Raw genomic sequence first — 26740 nt, forward strand, 5'->3', positions numbered from 1 at the left:
GTGAAACAGTGAAGAAAAAGGGAAGTATGACAGTGGCCATGAGCATTTTACTTTTGGTTTTGTTGTCACTGATTACCGTAAGTATTCAATCCTCACGAACAGCCTGTGCAAGAGCCCAGGCTGTTAATAGTATAGATACAGGACTTTATTCACTTTTTTCGGAATATGATAAAGAACTTTTAGAAAAATATAATCTGTTTTTTCTGGATGCATCTTATCAGACAGGCTCTTTGCAGATTGCACAAGTGTTAAATCATTTAGAAGATTATATGAAACCGGTTTTAGGATCTGGTTTGACAAAATGTGCTGTGCAGATATGTGCAGCAGATGGATTTCGGATTGCATCGGATAAAAACGGAGCAGCAGTAAAGAAGCAGATTGTTCGATACATGAAAGAAAATTTAGGAAATTCAGGAATAGAGACATTGTTAAAGAAGACAGAGGAAGAAAAAGAGGTTTTAGAAAAACAGGAAAATATAAAAAATGGAGGAATGGAAGAGATAAATCCTGAATTGACAGCACCTATGCCTGAAATTTCAGAAACAAATAATCCTTTAGAAATTATAAAAAGTTTTAAGAAAAATGGATTTATATCCTTTGTATTGCCTGATGGTGTAGATATATCAGAAAAAACAGTGGATTTGTCTGCTCTTTTATCAAAAAGGGAAAGACAGCAAGGTGTAGGAGAGTTTCCAGAACTGGAAACGGAGGAAGGATTTGCCGATAAAGTTTTTATTCAGGAATATGCCTTTGAGAAATTTAAGAGTTTTACAGATAGAATGGAAACGCCGTTGTCTTATGAAATTGAATATCTTTTAGGAGGGAAAGGAAGTGACAGAGAAAATTTGTCTTCTGTTGTAAAAAAACTTATTTTACTTCGCGAAATCAGTAATGTGGCATTTTTATATACTAATCCAGAGAAAAGAGGAGAGATTGCGGCATGTGCTTCTGCTTTGTCATTTCTTTTATTAGTACCAGAAGGAATGACTTTTGTGCAAGGTGTTCTTGCAGCTGGATGGGCATATATTGAAAGCATTGCAGATGTAAAAATTTTACTTTCAGGAGGACGTGTTCCATTAGTAAAAAGTTCAGACAGCTGGAATACCCAACTTTCCAATTTAAAAGGAAATGTGGATAATCATGGCGGAAAAGGCGCTGAGTATGAAGAATATTTAAGAATTTTATTGACGAGTTTGCCGGAAGAAAAGCTGGTGCTGCGTATTATGGATATGATAGAACTTAATCTGCGACAAGAAGAAGGAAGAGAAAGTTTTCTATTTGATGCCTGTATTGATACTATTGCAGTAAGTTTTCAACTTGCAGGACCAGATAACCGCTTATGGCAGGCAGAAAGAATATACTCATACGATATGTAAATATAGATGGAAAAGGAGGCGGAAGACTTATGAAACAGAAGAAAAGGAAAAAGGAGGTGCAAGTTCTCCGGCGAAAGGCAAGTCTGACTGTGGAATGCGCTGTTATTCTGCCTCTTTTCTTTTTCACTGTGGTGATATTGGCAGGCCTTTTGGACTTATATAGAACAACTACCATGATACAAAGCACTTTATGTGAGAGTGCAAAAGAATTGGGAATGTATGCTTACTGCAAAGAGGAAGATATGCAGTCTCCGGTGGGGATGGTAAGTAACAGTGTTTGCCAAATTTATACGAAGAGAAAAATAAACAAAAACCTGGCAGGAGAAAACCTGATGGGAGTTGTAGGCGGTATAGATGGGATACAGCTTATACAATCTTCATATAAGGATGAAAGGATTTCTCTGAAAGCTTCTTTTTTATATAAAATACCATTTGCTTTTCTGCGGAGTTTTCCAATCCGAATACAGATAGAAGGGGGAACAAGAGCGTGGGTTGGATATGTTCCCGGTGAGGAAAATTTTCAGACAGAGGAAATGGTATATGTTACAGACTGGGAAAGCGTTTATCATACAAGCAGTTCCTGTAGTCATTTGAAACTTTCTGTACAGAGTGTGCCTTATTCTGCAGCTGAGAAAAGAAAAAATATTTATGGGGAAAAATATCATAGGTGTGAAAAATGCATGAAATCAGAGAGCAGTCCGGGGGTTGTTTTTATTACTCCTACGGGAGATTGTTATCATCAAGATAGGGAATGTGGCGGACTGACACGTCATGTGAAATTGGTGAAGAAATCGCAGGTACAGCATTTAAGAGCCTGTGAAAGATGTGGAGGATAACATTATGAAAGAGAAATGGCTGGTACATATGTGCATTCTTTTGCTATGTAGTGTGGAAGATACGAAGAGAAAGAGTATTGCTTTGTGGAAAATTTGTACCTACGGAATTTTCGCAGTTGGAATGTTTATAGGAGAAATTTATTTTCAAAGTGCGAACATATATGACAGGTTAATAACTGCCGGTGCAGGAAGTATTCCGGGAATTATTTTATTTATTATCAGTAAAGTATCTGCACAGTCAATAGGATATGGAGATTGTTGGATGATAATGATTATGGGAGCTTCTGTGGGGATATGGAACACTTTGGGAATTTTAGCGCAGGCATTTTTAGGCATTTTTCTATGGGCGGCGTTGATTTTTATAAGAAAAAAAGGCAGCAGAAGCCAGGAGCTTCCTTTTCTTCCTTTTTTAGCAATGGGAATGGCAGGTGCTTATACGTGGATGGTATGAAAAAGACAAGTCTTAAAGGAAGTTATACAGTAGAAATGGCATTGATAAGTGGCGTGTGGCTGTTAGTGATTTTTTCTTCACTGTTTCTAATTTGGGGCACACAGATAAAAGTTTGGAAAACAGCGCAGATATGTGAACTTTCTGTATATGGAAGTGGACAGGCAGTAATAAATGAGGGCAGTGCAGTGGAAAAAACAAAGCAAAAAGCAGCAGAGATGCAGGAAACGTATAGTATAAGCGGAGGGAAAAAAGAAATTTCTGTGGCTTTTCAGCAGAATTTTAAAATCCCTTTTCAAAATTTGAATTGGAATATGGAACAGAAGTGGAAAAGTAAAGTGATAAAGCCAGTAGAATTCATTGAAAAAGTACAAAAGTATCGTAGATTTTCTGAAAATATCAAATAAAAAAGAAGGGGGTCAAGCACTTTGAAGGTTAGTTTTAAACGAAATATGAGTTGTAATTTTGCTGTTTTGCCACTGGAAAATCCTTTAAAAGATAATTATCAAACTCATATTTTATTAGAAAATCAGGTGCCGGGGCTGCTCCCCTGTAAGATGCAGCGAATAAATGGGAAAGAATATCTTTACTATGAAATTACCGGAAATCAGAGTCTTGAAAATCTATATGAAAAGGAAAAATTTGATAGGCAGGCGTTAAAGGAGCTTTTCCTGCAAATCACTGCGGTTTTAGAGAAATTAGATGAATATTTGTTAAATAGAGATTTTTTATTGCTAAATCCTATGTATATATATCAAAATCTGGATCAGGATAAATATTCTTTTTTCTGGTTTCCGGAACAGACGAATACTATAGAGCAGGAATTCTGTGCCCTTACGGAATATCTGTTACCTAAAATTAATCATCAAGACAGAGGTGCAGTGACCATTGGATATGGTATGCATAAACTTTCTGTAGAAAATCGTATTCAGCCAGAATGTATCCGAAAGCTTATCTATGAGGAAAAAGAAGAAAGAAATACTATATTTGAAGCAAAAAAAGAGGAAGAAAAAATAGAAAGACAAAAGATTTTAGACGATTTTTATAAGGAAGAGGAAGAAGAGGAGACTCCGGGGAAGAAGATATTTTTTATTGGAATTTTTTTCGCAATAGGAGTGGTGATATTAGGAGCAAGATATTTATCCGGCAGGGGGATACGTTATTTAGGAATTTCGACAGTTATAATTATTGCTTTTATCATTGCACTGAGCGTATTGATTTATATTTTGAAATACAGAAAACAAGATTTAGAAAATAATGATATTGCATTTGTCGCAAAGCCAGAAGAAAAAGAACAAGAGGGAATATCAGAAGAGCTTGGCAGAACTGTACTTTTACAGTCAGAAACAAAAGGAAAATCATATCTTTTAGAAATCGAAACAGGAAAGAAGTTTTTTCTGGAAAAAGAAAATATAATTATAGGGAGTCAAAGAGAAAAAGTAGACATTTATTTAAACGTTTCGACAATTAGTCGTATTCATGCAAAGATTATTTTTCGCGACAACCAAGTATTTTTAGTTGATTTAAATTCCAGAAATGGAACGATGTTAGATGGAGAAATGTTGCAGCCGGAAACAGAATATTTACTAAAAGAAGAGAATATTATTGTTTTTGCAGAAAAAAAGTATTTATATATTGACAAATATAATGCTGACTTTGGAAAAATATGGTAAGATAGGAAAGACAAGAAAAAAGATAGATAACCATGGAACTAAAAGGAGAATGATGAATACAAGAAATGAAATCAGATATTTTCTGAAAAAAAGAAAAGAAGTTCCAATAAATACTATTTTAATTGGAAGTAATTTATTGTTGTTTCTTTTGGTAGAATTAACAGGCTCATCTCTGGACAGCTATCATATTCTACAATGGGGCGGAGGTTATACACCTGCAATTTTACAAGGGCATGAATACTATCGTCTGGTATCATCCATGTTTTTACACTTTGGTATTCAGCATTTGGGAAACAACATGCTGGTTCTCTTGTTTTTGGGAGATTGTCTAGAAAGAAATATAGGCAAAATAAAATATTTGCTTATTTATTTCTTAGGCGGTATTGGAGCAAATATATTGTCTTTGTGCCTGGAGATAAAAAGTGGCAAATATTTTATTTCAGCAGGAGCGTCCGGTGCAGTTTTTGCAGTAATTGGTGCTCTTATCTATATTGTTATTGCCAATAGAGGACGAATAGAAAACTTTACTACCCGACAGCTGGTTATTATGGCAGGGTTAAGTTTGTACTTTGGAATGACAAGTATAGGTGTAGATAATGCAGCACATTTTGGTGGCTTAATAAGCGGATTTGTATTAGCATTTTTGGTTCACAGGCAGTAGGACGGTAAATTCGGTACCTTTTTCGGGAACGGATTGAAAAGAAATACTGCCATTGTGTGCCTCTGCAATTCTTTTACAAATGGGAAGGCCAAGACCGGTACCTTCTTGTTTATGGGTAATAAATGGCTCAAAAAGATCTTCTTGATATGGAAGTGGAATACCACCGCCGTTGTCCCTGACAGAAAAAGCAAGCTGATTTTGTCTTGAGGTTAAGGAGCAATAAATCGTTCCGTTTGATTTAATTGCTTCTGAAGCATTTCTTAAGAGATTTAAAATCAGTTGTGACATTTTAGTTTTATCTGCCTGGATAACAGGTAAGTCTGACTCAATGTTTAAAACAAGAGAAATATTACGGTTCTCTAAAGATGGCAAAATTGAAGCACTCAGATTTTCCACAAGTTTTGAAAGATTTAGTTCTTGAAGGTTTAATTTTCCAGAATTGTTAAAACTGGAAAATTCATTGAGAAGCGTTTTTAGAAAATCCATATTTTCCATAATTTTTTCCCAGTATTTGTCTTCCTTTAATTCGGGATGATGGGACTCTAATAGTTGTAAAAAACTATTAATTAGTGTTACCGGATTACGAATTTCATGAGAAACATGAGATAGTGTAAAGTGTTGCTGCATTTGGAGATCTTCGTATAACTGACGATAATCAGGTTCCTCTTTTGCAGTAATATTTTGATTGGAATGGTTTATTTTAGTATCCATAGTTACCCCCTCTTTATTTTGTCAAAAACAAGTGTAACATCCCTGTTTTTAAATAGCAAATAGTTTTATATGCCAAAAAAAGTCAAAATTCGACAAAATAGAAGTAATATTTATGGTATTTTATTCGGATATATAGGTGAAAGGAGATTATGAAAATGAAAGACTGTATTTTTTGCAAAATTGCAAATGGAGAAATATCAGCTGCAACACTTTATGAGGACCAGGACTTTAGAGTAATCTTAGACTTGGGGCCTGCCAGCAAGGGACATGCTCTAATTCTGCCAAAGGCTCACTTTGAGAATTTGTATGAATTACCTGATGATTTGGCAGGAAAAGCTTTGATATTAGCAAAAGAAGTGACAAAGAAAATGAAAAAAGTGTTAAATTGTGATGGCTACAATGTAGTACAAAACAATGGAACAGCAGCAGGTCAAACGGTATTTCATTTCCACATGCATTTAATTCCAAGGAATGAAAATGATGGTGTGGGAATTACATGGGAACCAGGCACTCTTAAACCAGAAGATAGAGATGAAATTTTAAAAAAATTTTCTCAGGTCTAGAATTTAGAAGATGGATAGAGAGATGACAGAAGATAAGTTTCATGAAATCTATCGTCAGCATTATCAAATGGTGAAAAAGGTAGTGTATAGTATTCTGCATGATATTGACTTCTCAGAAGATGTAAGTCAGGAAGTTTTTATTTCATTCTTCAAAAAGGCAGATACGGTACAGGAAGAATACTACAAGCAGTGGTTGATAGTAAATGCAAAAAGAAAAGCCATTGACTTTTGCAGAAAATCATATCAAATACACGAGGTGGCTGCCAGTTCTTCAAGCGAAGAGGAACTTTTCACAGAGGAGGGTGTTCTGTGGACTTCAAATCACGCAGGAGAACAAGTATCTGTGGAAGAGGAAACAACGAACAAACTCGTTATGCAGGAATTTACGGGGAGATTGTTTGAAGATTTGGAAAAGAAGAACAGCCAATGGTATGAAATTGTTATGAGGATGAATGTAGAAGGCAAGGGCGCATTAGAAACTGCCCGTGCCCTTGGCATTTCAGTTGAAAGTCTGAGAGCCAAAAGGCACAGGATAAAAGTTTGGATTAATAAGTATTACAGACACAAGTTTGAAGACTTATAAAGTCTTCTTTACTGCATCTTCAAAGAGCTGGACAATCTGATTAATAGAGTCCTTATGCTTACTGGAAGACATAGCTGTAATATAAGTTTCTCGATTTTCATACAAATCACGGACAGCGCTTAATAAAGTGTTATCAGTAAGTTCTTCTTCTTCCAGAACTTTGCTATAACCAAGCTGTTCAAAGGAGCGGGCATTTAAAATCTGGTCCCCGCGGCTGGCACGTGCAGAAAGCGGAATTAAAAGATTAGGCTTATTTAAAGCACTAAGCTCACAGATTGCGTTTGCACCTGCACGAGAGATAACAAGATCAGCTAAAGCAAATAAATCAGCAAGTTCTTGTTTGATATATTCATATTGTACATATCCTTTGATGTTAGTTAAAGTTTCGTCAACTTTACCCTTTCCACAGAGGTGAATTACCTGAAAATCTTTTAATAATTCAGGAAGAACTTTTCTTACTGCTTCATTAACAGTAGCAGCACCCAGACTTCCGCCAATGATAAGGATTACAGGTTTTTTATTAGAAAGGCCTGTAAAAGCCAGAGCTTTTTCCGGGCTTCCTTCTAGTAATTCCTGGCGTATGGGTGTTCCGGTAAGAATAGCCTTGTCCTCTGGTAAATGAGAAACAGTTTCAGGGAAGTTGCAGCAGACCTTTGTTGCAAAAGGAAGGGATATTTTGTTAGCCAGTCCCGGAGTCATGTCGGACTCATGAATGAAAGTAGGTATGTGTTTTTTACTTGCTGCAATAACAACAGGTACAGTAACAAAACCGCCTTTTGAAAATACGACATCAGGTTTTAACTGCTTCATTAATTTTTTAGCTTCAAAGAAGCCTTTTATAACTCTGAACGGGTCAGTAAAGTTTTTAACATCAAAGTAACGGCGTAATTTACCGGATGAAATTCCATAGTAAGGAATGCCCAGTTCTTCAATGAGCTTTCTTTCCATGCCTTCGTAAGAGCCGATATAAGAAATTTGGTATCCGAGCTCTTTCAAGCGTGGGATCATAGCTATATTTGGGGTAACGTGTCCGGCAGTTCCACCGCCGGTAAGTACGATATGTTTCATGGTGTTCCTCCTGATTAGTTCAAAATAGTAACTATAAGATAATATGATACAGTTATGAAAAAAAGTCAAGGAAAGATAGGAGTTTCATGGAGAAATCAGAAGAAAATGAGAAAAAATATGAAACCTTTTTTACTGAAAAAATGAGTGATGAGGAATTAAATCGGAAAATTTTGGAAGAATTTTTGAAAGAGGCGGAAGAAATCGAAAAAGAGGCGGAAGAAATTTCAAAGTCTTTAGAATGCGAACCAACAGAGGAAGGCTTTCAAAAATTAATGGCTGAAATTAGAAGACGTGAATCCACTGAAAAAACAAACGATTATGTGACAAATGTAGATGATAGAGAGAAAGACACAAGTAAATTAAGCAAATTTAAAAATGAAAAACATGTAGACCGAAGCAATAGCAAACAGGGAAATACAGGGAGAAAGAGAGTGGTGCGTTGGGCTTCTGCTGCGGCAGCAGTCCTAATCGGTGTATTCGGCATTTCTATGAGCAGTGAGGCAAACAGAGCATACATCATGAGGGAGATGAATGAGTTGTTTGGAAATGATGTGAATACACGAGTAAATAACAATGAAGTATTGGAAAGTGACAGGACGGAGAAGTATGCTTGCGAGAAGATAGAGAATACTTTGGACATTAAAATGCCTAGATTTTTTTATCTTCCGGATAAATTAGAATATCAGGCATATACTCTAGACGAAGAGGCAGGAGCAGGAATTTTGCAATATTCTTATGATGAGCAAATAATATTTTTAACAGCATTTTTGAATGAAAATAAAGCCTCTGTTTTAAATCAAAATGATAATGGTGTTTTAATTGAAACTTTTCAAAATGATTTTATACCGGAATTAAAGATTACGTTATGGAAAATAGAGGAAAAAGAAGATAAGACGCCGATATATGCTTTAAGATGGGAATACAAAAACAGTTATTATGAATTTTTCGGGGGAATACAAGAAAAGGAAATGGAGAATATAGCTAAGAATATTATGTATTAGCTGTAAGAAGGAGGAAAATGAAAATTTTAAAAAATAATAAAAATCTATTGAGAAATATATTAATGGTAGCTTTGATTTTGGCAGTAAACACAACAGTTTTGGCAAATGGAAACAGTTTAAAAGAAAGCACAAATGATAGTTTTAAATTTGCTAAAGAAAATTCTTCAGAGATAAGTTTATATAATAGTGCCAGAGGAAATATTCTCAATCAGGGAACTGCTAAAGTAACAGATAATGGAAATGGCAGTGTCAATGTTTATGGAGCTGTATACGGAAGAGTAACTTGTGACAAGTTAACTTTAAAGTTGACTTTACAAAGATATTCTAATGGAAGTTGGTATAATATAAGAACTTTTTCAGATACAGCTTATAATACTGCATTGTTGACGAAAAGTTATAACGTGCAGGTCACGAGAGGCTATTACTATCGAGTAAAAGCAGCCTGTGTAGCACAAGATGGAAGTATAATTGAAAGTAAAGATCCTATCACAGATGGTATTCTTGTGGACTAACTACACAATTTATTAAATTTCCTAAAAAATAAATAAAGTCCTGTCAAAACCCTCTTTACTGGGGTATAATGAATATAGCAACATTCATTTTACCACAAAAGGGGGTTTTTCTATGAAACTGACTTTTATAGGGGCTGCTCATGAAGTTACCGGAAGTTGTTACTTCTTAGAAGCAGCAGGCAAGAAATTTATTGTGGATTGTGGTATGGAACAGGGGCCCGACCAGTATGAAAATCAGGATATTCCGGTAGCGGCGTCAGAATTGGATTTTGCACTGCTGACACATGCACATATTGACCATTCCGGTAATTTTCCTTTGATACATGCCAGAGGATTTCGAGGTCCGATTTATGCAACTGCGGCGACTTGTGATTTGTGCGATATTATGCTTCGTGACAGTGCACATATTCAGATGTTTGAGGCAGAATGGAGAAATCGTAAAGCTAAGAGAAACGGACAGACGGAATTTGTGCCTGCCTATACCATGGAGGATGCGTTAGGGGTTATTCAGCAGTTTGTAGAGTGCAATTATAATCAGGTAATACAGATTGCGGAAGGTATTAAAGTACGCTTTGTAGATGCAGGGCATTTATTGGGGTCAGCCAGCATTGAACTATGGATTACAGAAGATGGTGAAGAGCGGAAAATCGTATTTTCAGGAGATATTGGAAATACAGAACAGCCATTGATTAAAGATCCGGAATATCTGGACAGTGCAGATTATGTGGTTATGGAGTCCACCTATGGAGATAGAAGTCACGGAGAGAAACCGGATTACGTGACAGAACTGGTGGGAATTTTAAGGAAAACCTTTAAGCGAGGCGGAAATGTGGTAATTCCTTCTTTTGCAGTGGGAAGAACACAGGAAATGCTCTACTTCCTTAGAAAGATTAAAGAAGATAATATGCTGCCGGAATTTGCGGGGTTCGAGGTATATGTGGATAGCCCTCTTGCAGTACAGGCTACCAGCATTTTTAAAGAGCATTACAGCGAATGTTATGATGAAGAGGCTATGGAATTGATCAATAAAGGAATAAATCCTATTGCATTTCCTGGATTGAAGCTGTCCATTACCAGTGACGAGTCAAGAGCGATTAATTTCAATGAAACGCCAAAAGTAATTCTATCGGCCAGCGGTATGTGTGATGCAGGACGTATCAAGCATCACTTAAAACATAATCTTTGGAGAAGCGACTCTACTATTTTATTTGTAGGGTATCAGGCAGTGGGAACACTGGGACGATCTTTAGTAGAGGGAGCAAAGGATGTTCATATTTTTGGAGAAGAAATTCATGTAAACGCAGATATTGTAAGACTTCCCGGTATTAGCGGACACGCAGATAATACAGGACTTATGAGGTGGGCGTCCTCCTTTAAGGAAAAGCCAAAACGCGTTTTTGTGGCGCATGGAGATGATCAGGTTTGTGACTTGTTTGCAAAGAGGCTGGAGGATGAACTGGGGTATCAGGCAATGGCGCCGTATAGTGGAACGGAAGTTGATCTGTTGACAAATGAAATAACCAGAGAAACAGTGGGAATTGTCATTAAACATGTAGAACAGAAAGCAAAGAGCAGAAAGGCAGCTGGAGTATTTGCAAGATTACTTGCAGCAGGACAGAGATTAATGACAGTAATCCGTCATAATGAGGGCGGTACGAATAAAGATTTGGCCAGATTTGCAGACCAGATTAATGCATTATGTGACAAGTGGGAAAGATAAAGAATAAGGCTGTTGTGTCAAAAAGTAAAATATTTTGATGCAGCAGCCTTAAAAATCTTGATTTTTTAAGTCTGTTTTTTTATAATGGAATACATAAAAAGATTTAGTGGATGCTCTATGCTTCCACTATTTTTATTTCATTAGGAAATTGCATCCTATGAAATAAAAAATGCTCTGCGAGGATCGCACTGCAGTGACAGGGATTATGTTGCCGGAGCAAGCCACCGCAGGCGGAGAATTCTGCTTTACAGAATTCTTATTTGTGTAATGGGAAAATTTGCCTTATGAAAGAATAAAATTATTTGGGGGAAACCATATGTATACAGTAGTAGTTGCTGATGATGAAGCAAAGCAGCGAGAAGAAATGATTAAAACAATTGAGTGGGAAAAGATTGGTTTCCGTGTTGTGGGGGAAGCGGAAAATGGCAGTGAAGCATTGGACTTGGTATCACGGTTAGCACCGGATTTACTTCTAACGGATATTCGTATGCCATTTGTTTCAGGAATTGATCTGGCAAGAGCAGTACGTGAAGTAAGACCCGCTACGCAAATTGCATTTTTAAGTGGATTTGATGAATTTACTTATGCACAACAGGCAATACAGTATAATATTATCAGTTATCTGCTAAAGCCCATTTCTGTTTTAGAACTTACAGAAGAACTGAAAAAAATAAAAGAAAAGATAGATAGAATATTTGAAGACTTTGCAAAAATCCAAAAAGGAGAAGCCAATACAGGAGCAGATTTTTTTCTTCCTCTGTTATTAAACCAATCGTATTTTGAAAGTATCGAAGAAAGAGAAAAAAGGCTTTTAAAAGAACAGAAACAAATGGGACTTTTAAGACCGGGGAGAGAGGACTGGAATTATGAGGTGATTTCCATTGTTCTGCGGGATAAGGAAGGAAAAAATTGCACAGCACAGCGTCATATACATGGTGTTAACAGCATTTTACAGAAATATATGGAATTTTTCACTTTTTATATTGATGGCAGAATTGTATCTGTCTTATATGCAGGACCGAATTCTATGCAGAAATATCTACATATATTGGTGACAGATATTGTACAGAGCATGGAGAGGATTTTGAAGCTACGTTGCAGTATTGGAATAGGGAGAGAAACTCATAAACTTACCGGGCTGTATCGCTCCTGTGCAGAGTCTGCCAGCGCTCTTTCCTGTGATCAGGGAGGAGAAAGAAAGATTTTTTATTTACAGGATATGTATGCTGTAGAAGGAACACCGGATTTATGTGATAAAGCATTGGATAAAATCAGACAGGAATACGGAAATGCGGATATATCCCTGATATCTGTGAGCAAAGAAATCGGAATTAGTCCCAATTACCTCAGTATGTTGATAAAAAAGAAAACAGGTAAGTCTTTTGTGGATTTTCTTACTACTTTGAGAATGGAAAATGCAGAAAGAATTTTAAGGGAAACAGATATGAAAATCAGGGAGGTTTCAGAGCAGTGCGGATATAGCGACCAGCACTATTTCAGCTATTGTTTTAAGAAATATGCCGGAGTTTCACCGAATATTCTTCGGAAACAGATGAAAAACAGTTGACGGAATGCACATATTTCGACAGAAAAAACTAGAATATTATACGATATGACTAAGAAAATCTTAAAAATTTCAATGAGAAACAAAAAAAATTCTATGTTTTCTTTTGTGAATATTGTGTATAGTGTCAATATCAATAAAAGGCACGGACGAAAAGAGTGCCACGGAAGGGAGAATATTTCAATGAAAAGAAAATTAGCAGTATTAGCAATGACAGCAGTATTAGGACTTTCTGCTGTTGCATGTGGTTCTGAACCTGCAAAAGAAGAAGGAAACAAAACAGAGGAAACAGGAAAAACAGAAGAAGGCGGAAAAACAGAAGCTTCTGACGTTGCAAACAAAGACAAACCTTTAGTATGGTTCAACCGTCAGCCATCTAACAGTTCTACTGGTGAACTGGACATGAATGCTCTTAACTTCAACAAAGATACTTACTATGTAGGATTTGATGCAAATCAGGGTGCTGAACTTCAGGGACAGATGGTTAAAGAATACATCGAAAAAAATGCAGATACTATTGACCGTAACGGCGATGGCGTAATCGGATACGTTTTAGCAATCGGTGATATCGGACATAATGACTCTATCGCACGTACAAGAGGTGTTCGTAAAGCTCTTGGAACAGGCGTAGAAAAAGATGGCGCTATCAACAGTGAACCAGTTGGAACAAACGTAGACGGAAAACAAGGTGCAGTTCAGGATGGTTCCTTAGAAGCAGGCGGAAAGAAATTCGTAGTTCGTGAATTAGGTTCTCAGGAAATGAAGAACTCTGCTGGTGCTACATGGGATGCTGCTACAGCAGGTAACGCAATCGGAACATGGTCTTCTTCTTTCGGTGATCAGATTGATGTTGTTGTTTCTAACAATGATGGTATGGGAATGTCTATGTTCAATGCTTGGTCAAAAGAAAACAAAGTTCCTACTTTCGGATACGATGCTAACAGTGATGCAGTAGCAGCTATCGCAGAAGGTTACGGCGGAACAATCAGCCAGCATGCAGACGTACAGGCTTACTTAACACTTCGTGTTCTTCGTAACGCATTAGACGGTGTTGATATTGATACAGGTATTGGTACAGCAGACGAAGCTGGAAACGTTCTTAGCGATAAAGAATATGTATACAAAGAAGATGAACGTTCTTACTATGCATTAAACGTAGCTGTAACAGCAGATAACTATCAGGAATTCACAGACTCTACTAAGACATTTGAGCCTGTATCCAAACAGTTAGATGAAAGCAAAGCTCCTAAAAAGAAAGTATGGCTGAACATTTACAACGCTTCTGATAACTTCTTAAGCTCTACATACCAGCCACTTCTTGAGAAATATGATGACCTTCTGAACCTGGATGTTGAATACATCGGTGGTGATGGACAGACAGAATCCAACATCACAAACCGTCTTGGAAACCCAAGCCAGTATGATGCATTTGCTATCAACATGGTTAAAACAGACAATGCAGCTTCCTATACAGCATTACTGCAGTAATGGAACGGTAATACCTGTGGCAAGATGACAGATAGAGGGTGTCGTGTTAAGGCAGTATTTTGGATACGCCCTTAATGCGACAGCCTCTTTTAAATCTGACAGTAAGAAAACGTTGTCAGATACCAATATAGAGATACAGGAGTAGAAAAGAATGGCAGATAAGAAAGATGATATTGTCTTATCGATACGCAATATGAGTAAGTCTTTTGGCCGAAACCGAGTTCTGGATCATATTAATCTGGACTTGAAAAAAGGAACGGTTATGGGACTTATGGGTGAGAATGGTGCCGGTAAGTCAACAATGATGAAATGTCTTTTTGGAACTTATCAGAAAGATGAAGGAAAGATCACTCTGGACGGCAGAGAAGTCAGTTTTTCAGGACCAAAGGATGCACTGGAAAACGGAATTGCCATGGTTCATCAGGAATTGAACCAGTGTCTGGAACGAAATGTTATGGATAATCTTTTCCTTGGACGTTATCCGGTAAATTCCGCCGGTATCGTTGATGAGGGAAGAATGAAAAAAGAAGCTTCCGAGCTTTTCAGAAAGCTGGGCATGACAGTAAACCTGACACAGCCTATGCGTAATATGTCAGTATCCCAAAGACAGATGTGTGAGATTGCAAAAGCAATTTCCTATAATGCAAAAGTAATTGTTCTCGATGAGCCTACTTCTTCTCTGACAGTACAGGAAGTAGATAAATTATTTGAGATGATGAGAATGTTAAAAGAGCAGGGAATTTCTCTGATTTACATTTCTCATAAAATGGATGAGATTTTTGAAATTTGTGATGAGATTTCAGTTCTTAGAGACGGTAATCTGGTTATGACAAAAAGTTCAAAAGATACAGATATGAATGAACTGATTGCAGCCATGGTTGGTCGTTCTCTGGAAAATCGTTTCCCACCGGTAGACAACAAGCCAAAGGATGTTATTTTATCCATTCAGCATTTGTCTACAAAATTTGAGCCTCACTTACAGGATATTACCTTTGATGTAAGAGAGGGAGAAATTTTCGGACTTTACGGTCTGGTAGGTGCGGGACGTACAGAACTTTTAGAGACTATTTTTGGTATCCGAACCAGAGCGGCAGGACGTGTTTACTTCAATAATAAGCTGATGAACTTCAACAGCGCAAAAGAAGCAATGGAGCACGGCTTTGCACTGATTACAGAGGAAAGAAAGGCAAACGGTCTGTTCCTGAAATGTGACTTGACATTCAATACAACCATTGCAAACCTGCTTCAGTATAAATCAGGTATTGCTCTTTCAGACTCCAAAATGATAAAAGCAACTGCCAACGAAATCAAAATTATGCACACAAAATGTATGGGACCGGATGATATGATTTCCAGTCTTTCAGGCGGTAATCAGCAGAAGGTTATTTTTGGAAAATGGCTGGAACGCAGTCCTCAGGTATTCATGATGGACGAGCCGACCAGAGGAATTGATGTTGGTGCAAAATATGAAATTTACGACCTGATTATTCAGATGGCAAAACAGGGAAAAACAATTATCGTTGTTTCCTCAGAAATGCCTGAAATTCTGGGTATTACAAATCGTATTGGTGTCATGTCTAACGGACATCTTTCAGGAATTGTAAATACAAAAGAGACAAATCAGGAAGAACTTTTAAGACTCAGTGCAAAATACCTATAATGAGGGAGAAGAATAGATATGGCAAACGAAAATAGTAATATCCTTACTGCTGAGCAGGAAATGAAACTGCGTCAGCCGATAGAGGATTATGTTGGTAAAATTCAGAAAAAAATTGATGAATTAAGAGTAGACGGTACAGATAAAATCGTAGAAATCCAGAATGTTATGGACAGCATTAAGAGAGACCGTACTCTTACAAAAGGTGAAAAAGAAGACAGACTTGCAAAATGCAAAACAGAACTGGAAAAAGCAAAAGCAGTAGAAGCAAAAAATAAAGACGAAGTTTCCAAGCTGATTGCAGATGCAGAAAACTATTTAAAAGAGCATTTTGATAAAGATTATTATCAGGCTGTAAAAGCAAGCTGTGCAGCAGAAAAAGCAGCTGCAAAAGCACGTCATCAGCAAAAAGTAGCAGAGCTGGAAAAAGAACACAAGGCTGCTGTGGCAAAGCTTTCCGACCATCAGGAAATCAAAGATGAGAATTATGTTTATAAAAACAGACTCTTTGACGCAAAGATGACAATGGAAAAAGAATTTCAGGCAGCAAAAGACAGAAGACATGCAGCGTATTCTTATAAGTTCCACTTAATTGACTTACTGCGTATGTCAAAGTTTACTTTCATGGAAACAAGAGCACAGAAATGGGAAAACTACAAATATACGTTTAACCGCAGAAACTTCCTTCTGCAAAACGGTTTGTATATTGCAATCCTGTTAATTTTCATTGCACTGTGTATTATTACACCGATTGTAAAAGGCTCACCGCTTTTAACTTACAATAACGTATTGAATATCCTTCAGCAGGCATCTCCTCGTATGTTCCTTGCGTTAGGTGTAGCAGCGTTAATCCTTTTAGCAGGTACAGACCTTTCCATCGGCCGTATGGTTGGTATGGGTATGACAGCAGCAACAATTATTATGCACCAAGGTATCAATACAGGTGGTGTATTTGGTCATATTTTTGATTTTACAGGCATGCCTGTTATTGCAAGAGTTATTTTAGCATTGGTAGTTTGTATTGTTTTATGTACTTTCTTTACAACAATCGCAGGTTTCTTTACAGCAAAGTTTAAAATGCACCCATTTATTTCAACAATGGCAAACATGCTGGTAATCTTCGGTATTGTTACTTATGCAACAAAAGGTGTATCTTTTGGTGCTATTGAAGCTGCAATTCCAAACATGGTTATTCCAAAAGTAAACGGCTTCCCAACAATTATTCTGTGGGCTATTGCAGCAATTGCTATTGTGTGGTTTATCTGGAATAAAACAACTTTCGGTAAAAACCTGTATGCAGTAGGTGGAAACCCTGAAGCAGCATCTGTATCCGGTATTTCTGTATTCGGTGTAACCGTAGGCGCTTTCGTTATGGCAGGTGTTCTTTACGGATTTGGTTCATGGCTTGAATGTATCAGAATGGTAGGTTCCGGTTCAGCAGCTTATGGACAGGGATGGGAAATGGATGCCATCGCAGCCTGCGTAGTAGGTGGTGTATCCTTTACAGGTGGTATTGGTAAAATCTCCGGCGTAGTAGTTGGTGTATTTATCTTTACAGCACTTACATATTCTCTGACAATCCTTGGTATTGATACAAACCTGCAGTTCGTATTCTCAGGTATCATCATCCTTGTAGCAGTTACACTTGACTGTCTGAAATATGTTCAGAAGAAATAGTTATAGTATTTAAAAATATGAAGTTTTTTAAAAGAGTCAGATGCAGGTCTGGCTCTTTTGTGCTATAATAATGCGAAACAATAGTGATAATACGGAGAAGAAAATGGATACATATACAGTACTTTTAGTAGATGATGAAGAAGAAGTTATACAGGTAATTATGAAAAAACTGAATTGGGAAAGTTTGGGTTTTTCTGTTATTGGATATGCCAACAATGGGGTGAAAGCTCTGGAAATGGTAGAGGAATTTCAGCCGGATGTAGTTATGACAGATATTAATATGCCTTACATGGACGGAATGGAGCTGGCAGGCCATATAAAGGCAGATTATCCGGCAACAAAGCTGTTACTTTTTACAGGATTTGATGAATTTGAATATGCCAAAGAAGCAGTACATTTAGAAGTGGAAGAATATATTTTAAAACCGGTGAATTCCATAGAATTAACGAATGTATTTACTCAGTTGAAGATAAAGCTGGACCAGGAAATTAATGAAAAACGAAATGCAGAAACTTTAAAGAAATATTATATGGAATCACTGCCTCTTTTGCAGGCAAATTTTTACACGACATTGATTGAAGGACGAATTCATGAGGAAGAATTGGAGAAATATCTTTCAGATTATCAGATTTCTCTTGCCGGTCCTTTTTTCTGTTGTCTGGTCATTCATACATCGTCTTCCCAAGTGCCGGATGATATTAATCCATTACTGTTGTCAACTTCAGTTGAAAAGCAGGCAAAAGAATATCTGGGAGAGAAATGGAGGGCAAAATGTTTTTCTTATCTGGGAAAAACTGTGTTGCTTGCACAGATGTCAAAAGAAAATGAAATTTCAGAATTGACAGATGAGTGCGATCGTTTTTGTCGTTATGCCCACCGAATGATAGGGGCAAATGTGACAGTGGGAATTGGGCAGGTATGTGATAACATTCTGGATTTGTCCCGGTCTTACAGCAGCGCCAGAGATGCAATATCTTATAGAGTTCTGTATGGGGCATCCAGAGCTATTAATATTCAGGAGATTGCTCCTTATGAAAAAAATAAACCGGGTTCCAGTCATGAAGCAGAACTGTCATATTTGTTTAAAATGATAAGATTAAAAGAGGTTCCGGAAATAAAACAGGCAGTACATACTTATCTGGACAGCATTTCTTTTAAAGAAAAATCTCTGCAGCAACATCATCTGGATATTATGGAACTTCTCAGCGAATTCTGTCGTTTTGCAGCGAATAATGATATTGTGTTGGATGAACTTTCAAAGGATATGGGAGAACTGTATGGTAAAATTTTGGATATGGAGCCTGCAGTGTTAGAACAGTGGACCATTAATATCAGTGTTTCTCTTCATGAAAAATTGTTGAATGAACGAAATAAATCCAGAAAATCCTTTGTGGAGAAGGCAGAAGACTATGTACATAACAATTATGTAGATGAGGAACTTTCTCTGGACAGCATTTGTGAAGTATTGGGAGTATCGAATTCTTATTTTTCCACAATCTTTAAGAAAGAAACAGGAAAATCTTTTATCGGTTACCTTACAGATTATCGTATGGACAGAGCTTCTCGACTTTTACTGGAAACAAACGAAAAAAGCTATATTATTGGGAAAAAAGTAGGATATACAGATCCAAACTATTTCAGTTATGTCTTTAAACGCAGGTTTGGCGTATCTCCTTCCAAGTACAGAACGGAGTACAAAGAAAGTGAAAAATAAGTATTTCAGACAACTGAAACAATTAAAACCAAGAGAAATCCAGACTACAATTATGCTGGCCTTTTCCGTGGTATCTATTTCCATGATGCTGGTTTTGGGAGTTATTTTATATATGCGGTTTTCTAACTCTGCCAGAGAAGAAACAATCAATAATACCCAGAAATTAATGGAGCAGACAGGGGAAAACATGGAGGCATATTTGATGAGTATGCGCCAGATTTCTGATACAGTTTATTATAATGTAATTAAAGAAAATGATTTTGAAAGCCACAAACAGGAAATTCAAAGTGGTATGAACCTTTTGTATGAAGCGAATAAAGAAAATCTGCGAAGTATTGCCCTATACAATGATTATGGAAGCCTGATTACCGCAGAACCGGTAGCGGCGCAAAAGGAAGATCCGGATGTAACCAGTCAGGAATGGTATCTGAAAGCTATGGAAGAAATGGAAAATATGCATTTTTCTACGCCGCATATTCAGAACTTATTTAATGATACTGCACAGAGTTATTATTGGGTAATTTCATTGAGCAGGGTAGTGGAATTGACAAACCAGGGAATTCCGCAGTCAGGTGTTTTGCTGGTAGATATGGACTTTTCCAGTATTTCCAGAATGATGAAACAAATTAATGAAGTGAATAACGGGCAGTACTATTATTTATGTGACAGCAATGGGGATATTGTGTATCATCCCAGACAGATACAAATCAGTGACGGGATTTATGATGAGAATAATAAGAGGGACTCTGCTTATAAAGATGGTATTTATGACGAAGTTTTTAATGGAGAAAACAGGAAGGTTGTCGTGAATACAATCAGTTATACAGGGTGGAAATTAATAGGCGTTATTCCGTATTCTACGTTTAATCATGGAATGGTAAATATCCGTTACTTTGTAGCAATTTTGATACTTTTAATGACAATGATGCTGGTAGTGATTAACCGCGTGGTTTCTCTTAGAATTTCCAGCCCTATTTTAAAATTGAATTATTCTGTGCGGGAATATGAGGCGGGAAAGAAGCCGGAAATTTATATTGGAGGTTCTCAGGAAATTCGACATTTGGGATATTCTATTCAGAAATCTTATGAACAGATTGATGATTTGATGAAGAAAATTGTACTGGAACAAACTGAGCGAAGAAAGAGTGAATTAGATGCACTCCAGAGCCAAATTCATCCTCATTTCTTATATAATACCTTGGAGTCCATTACATGGATGATTGAAGGGGAGAAAAATGATGAGGCTGTTTTTATGATTTCTCAGCTGGCAAGGCTGTTCCGCATCAGTCTTTCCAAGGGACGGACCGTAATCAGCATTAAAGATGAGCTTCAGCATGCCCAGAGTTACATGAATATACAGAAAATCCGATATAAAAATTCCTTTTCTGTTACCTTCGACATCGATGAAGAAGTATATTCTTATTGTACTGTAAAATTAATTTTACAGCCTTTATTGGAAAATGCCATTAATTATGGTGTAGGTGGTATGGAAGACAGTGGAGAGATTGTAGTAACAGGAAGAAAGCAGGAAGATAAGATTATTCTGGCTGTTTGTGACAATGGATTGGGAATGTCAGAGGAGGAAGTTGCTCTTGTGCTGACAGACAGTAATCGAATTCATAAACATGGTTCCGGCGTAGGGCTGGTAAATGTCAACAGCCGTATACAAATTCTGTTTGGAAAGGAATATGGATTGTTGGTAGAGAGTGAGCCGGACGAGGGAACGAGAGTATCTATCTGTATTCCGGCAGTTCCTTATACAGAGGAAAATCGTAAGACGCTGGAAAAGGGTCATATTATCAAAAGTACAGGGGAAAGAGAATGAAAAAAGATAAGAAGATGTTTATTCTCATAGAGGCTGTTCTGGGCACTATGGTGATTATTTTGGCCTTTATTATGCTGCGGGAAAAAAACGAAGAACAGGGATATCAGATATCTGTAATTGTAGAAAATTCAGATGATAAACAGTGGTCTGCATTTAAATACGGACTGAAGATGGCAGCAGAAGATAAAGAGGTTGAGATGGCTATGGTCAGTACAGGTACGACACTTAGTCAGGCAGAAGAGAAAAAGTTAATAGAGCAGGAAACAAAAAATGGTGCAGATGGGATAATTATCCAGCCGGTACCCGGTGCAAATACAAAGCGTATGTTAAAAAAGGCCAGTGGAAAAACAGAAGTTATGCTGATTGGAGATGCCCCACAAGATGCAGAGGAGAAAATAGAATTTCCTGTTGTGCAGCCGGATCATTATGAAATGGGAAAGGTGTTGGCAGAGGAGCTTTTAAAGGACTACGGAGGTAATCTGGAAGGAAAAAAACTGGGCATTCTGGAAGGTGAGGAAAACTCGGAAAGTGCGATAAGCAGAGAAAAAGGATTTACGGAAGTACTGCAGAATACAGGAGCTGAGATTGTCTGGTCAGACACAAAAAAAGCAGAAAATGATGGAACAGACTTTTTAGAGAGCAAACCGGAGGTGGATTTTGTAATTGCTTTAGATGATAACAGTCTGACTGCAGCCGGAGAGTGTGCGGCGGCAAATAACCTTCACGGCGCCATTATTTATGGTATTGGAAATTCCACAGAGGCGGTTTATTTTTTAGATACAGGAGCTGTAGAATGTCTGGTGGTTCCTGATATGTTTAATGTGGGATATCAGAGTCTGACGGAGCTGGCAAATGGGATTGATAAATCATCCTATAAGTATAAACGTCCACAGATTTCTTATACAATTATGCGGAAAGAAAATTTATTTGTAAAAGAAAATCAGGAAGTTATTTTTACCATGAGCCAGTAAAGTTTAAAGCAGAAAGAAAAAGTGAGGTATAGCATGAAGAAAAGGAAAACAGCAGGATTGGGAATTCTGCTGGGGATGACAGCTTTGTTGTTCTGTGGATGCAAGGAAAAAGAAATTCCGGAAAAGCTCCATGTGGGGATAACCTATTATGATCAAAGCGATACATATATGAATGAACTAATTGGTTCTATTAAGGAAAGTCTGAAAGAAACAGAGAACGATAAACTAGAGGTAACTGTAACAATCCGAGATGCAGCAGGACTGCAAAAAAATCAGAATGATCAGGTGGAAGAATTGCTTGATGAAGGCTGTAATATTCTGTGTGTAAATCTGGTTGACAGGGCAGATCCCTCTGAGATTATTGATTTCGCCAGAGAAAGAGAAGTTCCGATTATCTTTTTTAACAGAGAGCCGGTGGCAGAAGATCTGCATCAGTGGGATAAGTTGTACTATGTAGGGGCAGATGCGAAACAGTCTGGTAAGCTGCAGGGAGAATTGGCAGTTGATTTAATAAAGGAAAACAGCCAGATTGATAAAAATAAAGACGGAAAAATTCAATATGTTGTTCTGGAGGGGGAAATGGGGCATCAGGATGCCATTATCCGTACAGAAAATGCTGTAAATACTTTAAAGGAGAATGGAATTGAGGTAGAAAAGCTCAGCTGTAAAATTGCAAACTGGAAGCGGGCACAGGCGCAAAACAGAATGGAACAGATTATTGGGGAATATCAAAATAAAATTGAACTGGTTCTCAGTAATAACGATGAAATGGCTTTAGGAGCAGTGGATGCCTATAAAAAGTTAAACTATACTTCTGCAGCACTACCTGTTTTTCTGGGAATTGACGGTACGGAAATAGGACTGCAGGCAGTAGAAGACGGAGAGCTGTGGGGAACTGTATATAACGATAAAAAAGGGCAGGCAGATGCAATTGCAAAGCTGGCGACTGCGTTAATTACAGGAGAGGGAATGGAAGATATTTCCTTTAAAAATGAGCGATATGTGTATTTGCCTTATTATAAAGTAACTGCTGAAAATTTAGCAGAATTTAGACAAGGCACTTTTGTGACGAAATAAGGAAGAAACTGGATAAAAAAAGGAAAAATTGTCCGAAATCCTCTATACAAGTACACAGGGGTTGTGTATAATGAAAGTAGAATACAAAAGAGAGGAGTATGTTATGGATTATGATGAAAAATTCCAAGGTACGGATGAGTTAGATGACGAAGAATACCAGCGTCGCCGTCAGGCACGTATGATGCGCCGCCGTCAGGAACGTCTTAGACAACTCAGACGAAGAAAGCTGATGCGGATTGTTGCCATGGCCGGAGTGTTAGTGCTTGCAATTTTTCTGATTGCAAAAGGGGTTACTGCATTAACATCAGGGTTTGGAAAGAAAAATCCTACGGAAATCAGCAAAGAAGTAAAAGCAGAAACAAAAGAAGGAGAAATTCCGGCAGCAAAACAGCCGGTCATGAGTGCTTCGGATATTCAGAAGCTTTCAGGGGACATGACGATTTTTGGCTGGCAGACAGATGAAACCGGGAAATGGTATCGAAACGCAGACGGAACCTTCTTTGAAGCAGGATGGAAAGAAATTGACGGAGCAAAATACTATTTTGATGAAAATGGCTATGTAAAAACCGGTTGGCTGGAGCTGGACGGAAAGGACTACTATTTTGACGAAGAAGGGCGTTATGATAGCAGTAAGGTTCGACCTATGGTGGCATTGACTTATGATGATGGTCCGGGAAAATACACAGATAAGCTTTTAGATTGTCTGAAGGAAAATAATTCTAAAGCTACTTTTTTCATGTTAGGTGAAAATGCAGAAAGATATCCTGATATAGTAAAAAGAATTTATGAAAGTGGCATGGAATTAGGAAATCATACATACGATCATCAAATGCTTCCAAGTTTGTCATCTGAGGAAGTTACAGAGGAAATAAGTAAAACGAATAGTATTATTGAAAATGCGGCAGGTGTTCCGGCAGACAGTTTAAGACCACCGGGAGGAAGCTTAAATGAAAGCGTTCAGGAACTGGCTGGTATGCCGATTATAAAATGGAGTCTGGATACTAAGGACTGGAAGACGAAAAGTGCAGATGCAACTTATCAGAAGATTATGGATAATGTGCAGGATGGTTCTGTTATTCTGATGCACGATATCCATGAATGGTCCGTAGAAGCGTCCCTGCGTGTAATTCCTGAATTGGTAGAGAAGGGCTACAAACTGGTGACAGTGCAGGAACTGGCAGAGGCAAAAGGAATTGATTTAGAAGACGGCGAAGTGTATTATTACTTCGGTGAGGGAACACAGGAAGTAGAATAAAAAAGATTGTGCTTTTGCACAATCTTTTTTGGGTTCTATGTCAAAAAAGTGTTAGAGGAGGAAAAATTACAAACAAGAGTTTATCTTGCTAAAACGCTACAAAATTGATACAATAAAATCAATGAAGTTTCGATGGAAAACCAATGGGGAGGTAGCGTATATGAAGAAAAAATTAGCGCTTATTATGGCAGGATTATTGTGTGTAGCTTCTTTGGTATCCTGTAAATCTTCCAATCCTTCAGAGGAAAAGCAGAAGGAGGAAACACCTGAAGTGGTAGAGGACACCAGAGACCATTCCAAGATGATTATTGCGATTTCGGAAAGCCAGAAAGAATTTTATACCATGGCAATCACAAAGTATGTGCAGCTTCATCCGGAGACAGAAATTGACGTTGAAGTTATTCCGCACATGAACAACGCACCCACAGAGGAAAACGAAAAAATAAAGAAAGAAATGAAGGATATGCAGGTGCAGATTATGGCAGGCAAAGGTCCTGATGTTTTCCTTTTGGATGAAGAGAATATCGTATTGCCGGATATGGTAAAAAGCAGTTACAATGGGGTATTTTTAGATTTGAATACCGTGATAGAAGGATTAGCAGATATGCCGCTTAATCAAACTGTGCTAAAAGCGGGGGAAGTTGATGGGAAACAGTATTTTCTGCCATTGGGATATATGCTGCCGGGAATTGCTGTGACAGGGGAGATGCTGGGAGACTGGACACCGTCATCTGACCAGCCGGATAAATTTCTAAAAGAGGTTTCTTCTCATACAGGAGTGAAAGGATTTCCATCAGAATTTTATATAACAGAGTATATAGCGGGACTTTTTGGAACGTCTGTTTTCGATTATGAAGAAAAAACAATTACTTTTTCGAAAGAATTGCAGAATATGACAGAACTGTTAGCAGAGAGACAGGAGCTTTCTTTTGATGAAGCAACGGAATTACCAAATGTGATGATTATGGGACATTCCGCAGAGAGTTCTTTAACGGAACTTATGAAACGGTCTTTTGCTTCCGGTACAGATGTTAAATTCCTTCCATTTCCAAACGGAGAAAAGGGAGTAAACGCACAGGTCAATGTGTTTGCGGCAGTTCGGGCAAACAGTGATTACGCTTCACAGGCAGGAGATTTCTTAGGATTTTTATTATCCGATGAAGTGCAGGGAAGTACAGGCTGGGAGAAATTCGGAGACGGAAAGAAATTTACGGCTATTCCTGTGAACAACAATGCTGTTGTACCGGCATACAAGTATTGGCTGAGTTCAGGAACGGAAGAATATCAGGAAGAAGCGGCTAAGAAGGCAGAGGAACTGTTTCAGATTACACAACAGGTCACAACGGCTCGCTTCTGCCAGTATGAAAATTCTCTGATTTTTGATGCGGTCTTTATGACAAGTGAAGAAAGTTCTGTGGAGAAAAAGCTGGATAATTTAAAAGATGAATTGCGCTTCTATTTCGATGAATAAGAGGGAGGCGTGCTATGAAAAACAGATATCATTTGTTGGAAAGGCGAAAAAAGTTTATAGGAATGTTGCTGGCAGCTCCGGTTTTATTGGGAACTTTTGTTTTCTTTTTGCTGCCATTTGCTATATGTGTGAAATATTCCTTTACTTTTGGCGTGGGCGGGGCTTACTTTGTAGGCTTTGAGAACTACAAAGAGGTTTTTTCTTCCTATGCGTTCCAACTGGCAGCCGTCAATACACTGCGTTTTCTGGTTATTGGCGTTACCTTAAATCTTGTGTTGAGTTTTTTTATTGCACTGCTGATAAAGAAAGGGTTAGCGGGAAGCCGTTTTTTCCGCTACATCCTTTTATTGCCGTTGGTGCTTCCCATAGCCAGTGTGGTTATGGTTATTCAAGTGTTTTTTGCGGAGACAGGGATTGTCAACAACTGGCTGATATCCATGGGAGTACCTCTTGTACAATGGCTGGAAGGACCAAATGCGTTTTATGTATTGCTGGGCTTGTATATATGGAAAAGCTTTGGGTATAGTGTGATTTTGCTGTTGTCCGGTCTGAATACTATTCCGGAGGAGTTTTATCAAACAGCAGAAGTGGAAGGCGCAGGAAGCATGCAGAAGCTGGTTTCTATTACATTGCCAATGATGTCCCCACATTTTTTTCTGGCAACAGTTATGGGTATTGTAAATGCCTTTAAATCTTATCGAGAGGCGTTTCTTTTGGGCGGAAAACACCCGCATGACAGCATTTATATGATACAGCATTTCCTGAACAACAATTTTGAAAATTTGAACTATCAGAAATTAAGTGTAGCGGCAATCATGCTGTTTCTGGTGTTGCTTTTTCTATTATGTGGATTGTATCTGCTCCAAAACAGATACAGGGAGGAATGAGA

Annotated in this window: 24 protein-coding genes; 22 read left to right on the top strand and 2 right to left on the bottom strand. The window is 37.8% G+C overall.

Annotation, left to right across the window (positions count from 1 at the left end):
• Positions 1-8 precede the first annotated feature (8 nt).
• Genes BQ7352_RS05825 through BQ7352_RS05850 form a run of 6 tightly spaced genes read left to right on the top strand, consistent with a single transcriptional unit; the run spans position 9 to position 4994 of the window.
• Entirely contained in the window at positions 9-1376 is a 1368-nt protein-coding gene (locus BQ7352_RS05825) for a DUF5702 domain-containing protein (protein WP_072447782.1), read from the top strand.
• Positions 1377-1405: 29 nt separating this feature from the next.
• Complete coding sequence (locus BQ7352_RS05830; protein WP_072447784.1) at positions 1406-2212, top strand: hypothetical protein; 807 nt, start codon at positions 1406-1408, stop codon at positions 2210-2212.
• A gap of 4 nt (positions 2213-2216) precedes the next feature.
• On the top strand, positions 2217-2663 hold the full coding sequence (locus BQ7352_RS05835; protein WP_072447785.1) for an A24 family peptidase: 447 nt from the start codon (positions 2217-2219) through the stop codon (positions 2661-2663).
• Complete coding sequence (locus BQ7352_RS05840; RefSeq protein ID WP_242948557.1) at positions 2660-3067, top strand: hypothetical protein; 408 nt, start codon at positions 2660-2662, stop codon at positions 3065-3067. The genes BQ7352_RS05835 and BQ7352_RS05840 overlap by 4 nt, the downstream gene beginning before the upstream one ends.
• A 21-nt stretch (positions 3068-3088) precedes the next feature.
• Positions 3089-4333, top strand: a complete 1245-nt coding sequence (locus BQ7352_RS05845; protein WP_242948537.1) for a DUF6382 domain-containing protein — start codon at positions 3089-3091, stop codon at positions 4331-4333.
• A gap of 49 nt (positions 4334-4382) precedes the next feature.
• Positions 4383-4994: a rhomboid family intramembrane serine protease gene (locus tag BQ7352_RS05850; RefSeq protein ID WP_083429882.1), complete on the top strand. Its 612-nt coding sequence runs from the start codon at positions 4383-4385 to the stop codon at positions 4992-4994.
• Here BQ7352_RS05850 and BQ7352_RS05855 read toward each other — a convergent pair.
• Positions 4968-5705 carry a sensor histidine kinase gene (locus tag BQ7352_RS05855; protein WP_072447789.1) on the bottom strand — a complete coding sequence of 246 codons (738 nt, stop codon included), beginning with the start codon at positions 5703-5705 and terminating at the stop codon, positions 4968-4970. The two genes, BQ7352_RS05850 and BQ7352_RS05855, sit on opposite strands and share 27 nt — an antisense overlap.
• Positions 5706-5854: 149 nt before the next feature.
• On the opposite strand from BQ7352_RS05855, the gene BQ7352_RS05860 reads away from it, so the two are divergent.
• Together BQ7352_RS05860 and BQ7352_RS05865 are read left to right on the top strand one after the other, a co-directional pair.
• Positions 5855-6268, top strand: coding sequence for an HIT family protein (locus BQ7352_RS05860; protein ID WP_072447791.1), 414 nt, complete (start codon positions 5855-5857; stop codon positions 6266-6268).
• A 22-nt stretch (positions 6269-6290) separates the two neighbouring features.
• Positions 6291-6851: an RNA polymerase sigma factor gene (locus BQ7352_RS05865; protein ID WP_072447793.1), complete on the top strand. Its 561-nt coding sequence runs from the start codon at positions 6291-6293 to the stop codon at positions 6849-6851.
• Here the strand turns inward: BQ7352_RS05865 and BQ7352_RS05870 are convergent.
• The gene (locus BQ7352_RS05870) at positions 6846-7919 is read right to left on the bottom strand and encodes an undecaprenyldiphospho-muramoylpentapeptide beta-N-acetylglucosaminyltransferase (protein ID WP_072447794.1); all 1074 of its coding nucleotides are present in this window, start codon (positions 7917-7919) and stop codon (positions 6846-6848) included. The genes BQ7352_RS05865 and BQ7352_RS05870 overlap by 6 nt on opposite strands.
• 86 nt (positions 7920-8005) lie before the next feature.
• Here BQ7352_RS05870 and BQ7352_RS05875 point away from each other — a divergent pair, with 86 nt between their 5' ends.
• The 14 genes from BQ7352_RS05875 to BQ7352_RS05940 all read left to right on the top strand — a co-directional run bounded on the left by BQ7352_RS05875 (position 8006) and on the right by BQ7352_RS05940 (position 26738).
• The gene (locus BQ7352_RS05875; protein WP_072447795.1) at positions 8006-8920 is read left to right on the top strand and encodes a DUF4367 domain-containing protein; all 915 of its coding nucleotides are present in this window, start codon (positions 8006-8008) and stop codon (positions 8918-8920) included.
• A gap of 17 nt (positions 8921-8937) precedes the next feature.
• Positions 8938-9432 (top strand): DUF6147 family protein, encoded by a 495-nt coding sequence (locus tag BQ7352_RS05880; protein ID WP_072447796.1) that lies wholly within the window; start codon positions 8938-8940, stop codon positions 9430-9432.
• A gap of 112 nt (positions 9433-9544) precedes the next feature.
• The gene (locus tag BQ7352_RS05885) at positions 9545-11152 is read left to right on the top strand and encodes an MBL fold metallo-hydrolase RNA specificity domain-containing protein (RefSeq protein WP_072447797.1); all 1608 of its coding nucleotides are present in this window, start codon (positions 9545-9547) and stop codon (positions 11150-11152) included.
• A gap of 316 nt (positions 11153-11468) precedes the next feature.
• On the top strand, positions 11469-12719 hold the full coding sequence (locus BQ7352_RS05890) for a response regulator transcription factor (protein ID WP_072447798.1): 1251 nt from the start codon (positions 11469-11471) through the stop codon (positions 12717-12719).
• 180 nt (positions 12720-12899) lie between these two features.
• Positions 12900-14204 carry a substrate-binding domain-containing protein gene (locus BQ7352_RS05895; RefSeq protein ID WP_072447800.1) on the top strand — a complete coding sequence of 435 codons (1305 nt, stop codon included), beginning with the start codon at positions 12900-12902 and terminating at the stop codon, positions 14202-14204.
• 151 nt (positions 14205-14355) lie between these two features.
• Complete coding sequence (locus BQ7352_RS05900) at positions 14356-15864, top strand: sugar ABC transporter ATP-binding protein (RefSeq protein WP_072447802.1); 1509 nt, start codon at positions 14356-14358, stop codon at positions 15862-15864.
• An 18-nt stretch (positions 15865-15882) separates the two neighbouring features.
• Positions 15883-17538 carry an ABC transporter permease subunit gene (locus BQ7352_RS05905; protein ID WP_072447804.1) on the top strand — a complete coding sequence of 552 codons (1656 nt, stop codon included), beginning with the start codon at positions 15883-15885 and terminating at the stop codon, positions 17536-17538.
• 103 nt (positions 17539-17641) lie between these two features.
• Positions 17642-19252, top strand: a complete 1611-nt coding sequence (locus BQ7352_RS05910; RefSeq protein ID WP_072447807.1) for a response regulator — start codon at positions 17642-17644, stop codon at positions 19250-19252.
• Complete coding sequence (locus BQ7352_RS05915; RefSeq protein ID WP_072447809.1) at positions 19242-21077, top strand: sensor histidine kinase; 1836 nt, start codon at positions 19242-19244, stop codon at positions 21075-21077. Before BQ7352_RS05910 ends, BQ7352_RS05915 begins: the two co-directional genes overlap by 11 nt.
• On the top strand, positions 21074-22048 hold the full coding sequence (locus BQ7352_RS05920) for a sugar ABC transporter substrate-binding protein (protein WP_072447811.1): 975 nt from the start codon (positions 21074-21076) through the stop codon (positions 22046-22048). Before BQ7352_RS05915 ends, BQ7352_RS05920 begins: the two co-directional genes overlap by 4 nt.
• A gap of 33 nt (positions 22049-22081) precedes the next feature.
• On the top strand, positions 22082-23125 hold the full coding sequence (locus BQ7352_RS05925) for a galactose ABC transporter substrate-binding protein (protein WP_072447813.1): 1044 nt from the start codon (positions 22082-22084) through the stop codon (positions 23123-23125).
• Positions 23126-23195: 70 nt separating this feature from the next.
• The gene (locus BQ7352_RS05930) at positions 23196-24380 is read left to right on the top strand and encodes a polysaccharide deacetylase family protein (RefSeq protein ID WP_242948538.1); all 1185 of its coding nucleotides are present in this window, start codon (positions 23196-23198) and stop codon (positions 24378-24380) included.
• A gap of 160 nt (positions 24381-24540) precedes the next feature.
• The gene (locus BQ7352_RS05935) at positions 24541-25851 is read left to right on the top strand and encodes an ABC transporter substrate-binding protein (RefSeq protein ID WP_072447815.1); all 1311 of its coding nucleotides are present in this window, start codon (positions 24541-24543) and stop codon (positions 25849-25851) included.
• Between the two features lie 14 nt (positions 25852-25865).
• Positions 25866-26738: a carbohydrate ABC transporter permease gene (locus BQ7352_RS05940; protein ID WP_072447817.1), complete on the top strand. Its 873-nt coding sequence runs from the start codon at positions 25866-25868 to the stop codon at positions 26736-26738.
• The last annotated feature ends 2 nt before the right edge of the window (positions 26739-26740 follow it).

The organism is Blautia sp. Marseille-P3201T (genome assembly GCF_900120295.1).
In the GTDB taxonomy this organism is placed as follows: domain Bacteria; phylum Bacillota; class Clostridia; order Lachnospirales; family Lachnospiraceae; genus Blautia.

Bases quoted from the DNA above. Each gene is read 5' to 3' on its own strand.
- BQ7352_RS05855 (WP_072447789.1), bottom strand. From the start codon at position 5,705: ATGGATACTAAAATAAACCATTCCAATCAAAATATTACTGCAAAAGAG.
- BQ7352_RS05830 (WP_072447784.1), top strand. From the start codon at position 1,406: ATGAAACAGAAGAAAAGGAAAAAGGAGGTGCAAGTTCTCCGGCGAAAG.
- BQ7352_RS05935 (WP_072447815.1), top strand. From the start codon at position 24,541: ATGAAGAAAAAATTAGCGCTTATTATGGCAGGATTATTGTGTGTAGCT.
- BQ7352_RS05920 (WP_072447811.1), top strand. From the start codon at position 21,074: ATGAAAAAAGATAAGAAGATGTTTATTCTCATAGAGGCTGTTCTGGGC.
- BQ7352_RS05875 (WP_072447795.1), top strand. From the start codon at position 8,006: ATGGAGAAATCAGAAGAAAATGAGAAAAAATATGAAACCTTTTTTACT.
- BQ7352_RS05905 (WP_072447804.1), top strand. From the start codon at position 15,883: ATGGCAAACGAAAATAGTAATATCCTTACTGCTGAGCAGGAAATGAAA.
- BQ7352_RS05890 (WP_072447798.1), top strand. From the start codon at position 11,469: ATGTATACAGTAGTAGTTGCTGATGATGAAGCAAAGCAGCGAGAAGAA.
- BQ7352_RS05840 (WP_242948557.1), top strand. From the start codon at position 2,660: ATGAAAAAGACAAGTCTTAAAGGAAGTTATACAGTAGAAATGGCATTG.
- BQ7352_RS05835 (WP_072447785.1), top strand. From the start codon at position 2,217: ATGAAAGAGAAATGGCTGGTACATATGTGCATTCTTTTGCTATGTAGT.
- BQ7352_RS05885 (WP_072447797.1), top strand. From the start codon at position 9,545: ATGAAACTGACTTTTATAGGGGCTGCTCATGAAGTTACCGGAAGTTGT.
- BQ7352_RS05930 (WP_242948538.1), top strand. From the start codon at position 23,196: ATGAAAGTAGAATACAAAAGAGAGGAGTATGTTATGGATTATGATGAA.
- BQ7352_RS05910 (WP_072447807.1), top strand. From the start codon at position 17,642: ATGGATACATATACAGTACTTTTAGTAGATGATGAAGAAGAAGTTATA.
- BQ7352_RS05900 (WP_072447802.1), top strand. From the start codon at position 14,356: ATGGCAGATAAGAAAGATGATATTGTCTTATCGATACGCAATATGAGT.
- BQ7352_RS05925 (WP_072447813.1), top strand. From the start codon at position 22,082: ATGAAGAAAAGGAAAACAGCAGGATTGGGAATTCTGCTGGGGATGACA.
- BQ7352_RS05895 (WP_072447800.1), top strand. From the start codon at position 12,900: ATGAAAAGAAAATTAGCAGTATTAGCAATGACAGCAGTATTAGGACTT.
- BQ7352_RS05850 (WP_083429882.1), top strand. From the start codon at position 4,383: ATGATGAATACAAGAAATGAAATCAGATATTTTCTGAAAAAAAGAAAA.
- BQ7352_RS05870 (WP_072447794.1), bottom strand. From the start codon at position 7,919: ATGAAACATATCGTACTTACCGGCGGTGGAACTGCCGGACACGTTACC.
- BQ7352_RS05880 (WP_072447796.1), top strand. From the start codon at position 8,938: ATGAAAATTTTAAAAAATAATAAAAATCTATTGAGAAATATATTAATG.
- BQ7352_RS05940 (WP_072447817.1), top strand. From the start codon at position 25,866: ATGAAAAACAGATATCATTTGTTGGAAAGGCGAAAAAAGTTTATAGGA.
- BQ7352_RS05865 (WP_072447793.1), top strand. From the start codon at position 6,291: ATGACAGAAGATAAGTTTCATGAAATCTATCGTCAGCATTATCAAATG.
- BQ7352_RS05860 (WP_072447791.1), top strand. From the start codon at position 5,855: ATGAAAATGAAAGACTGTATTTTTTGCAAAATTGCAAATGGAGAAATA.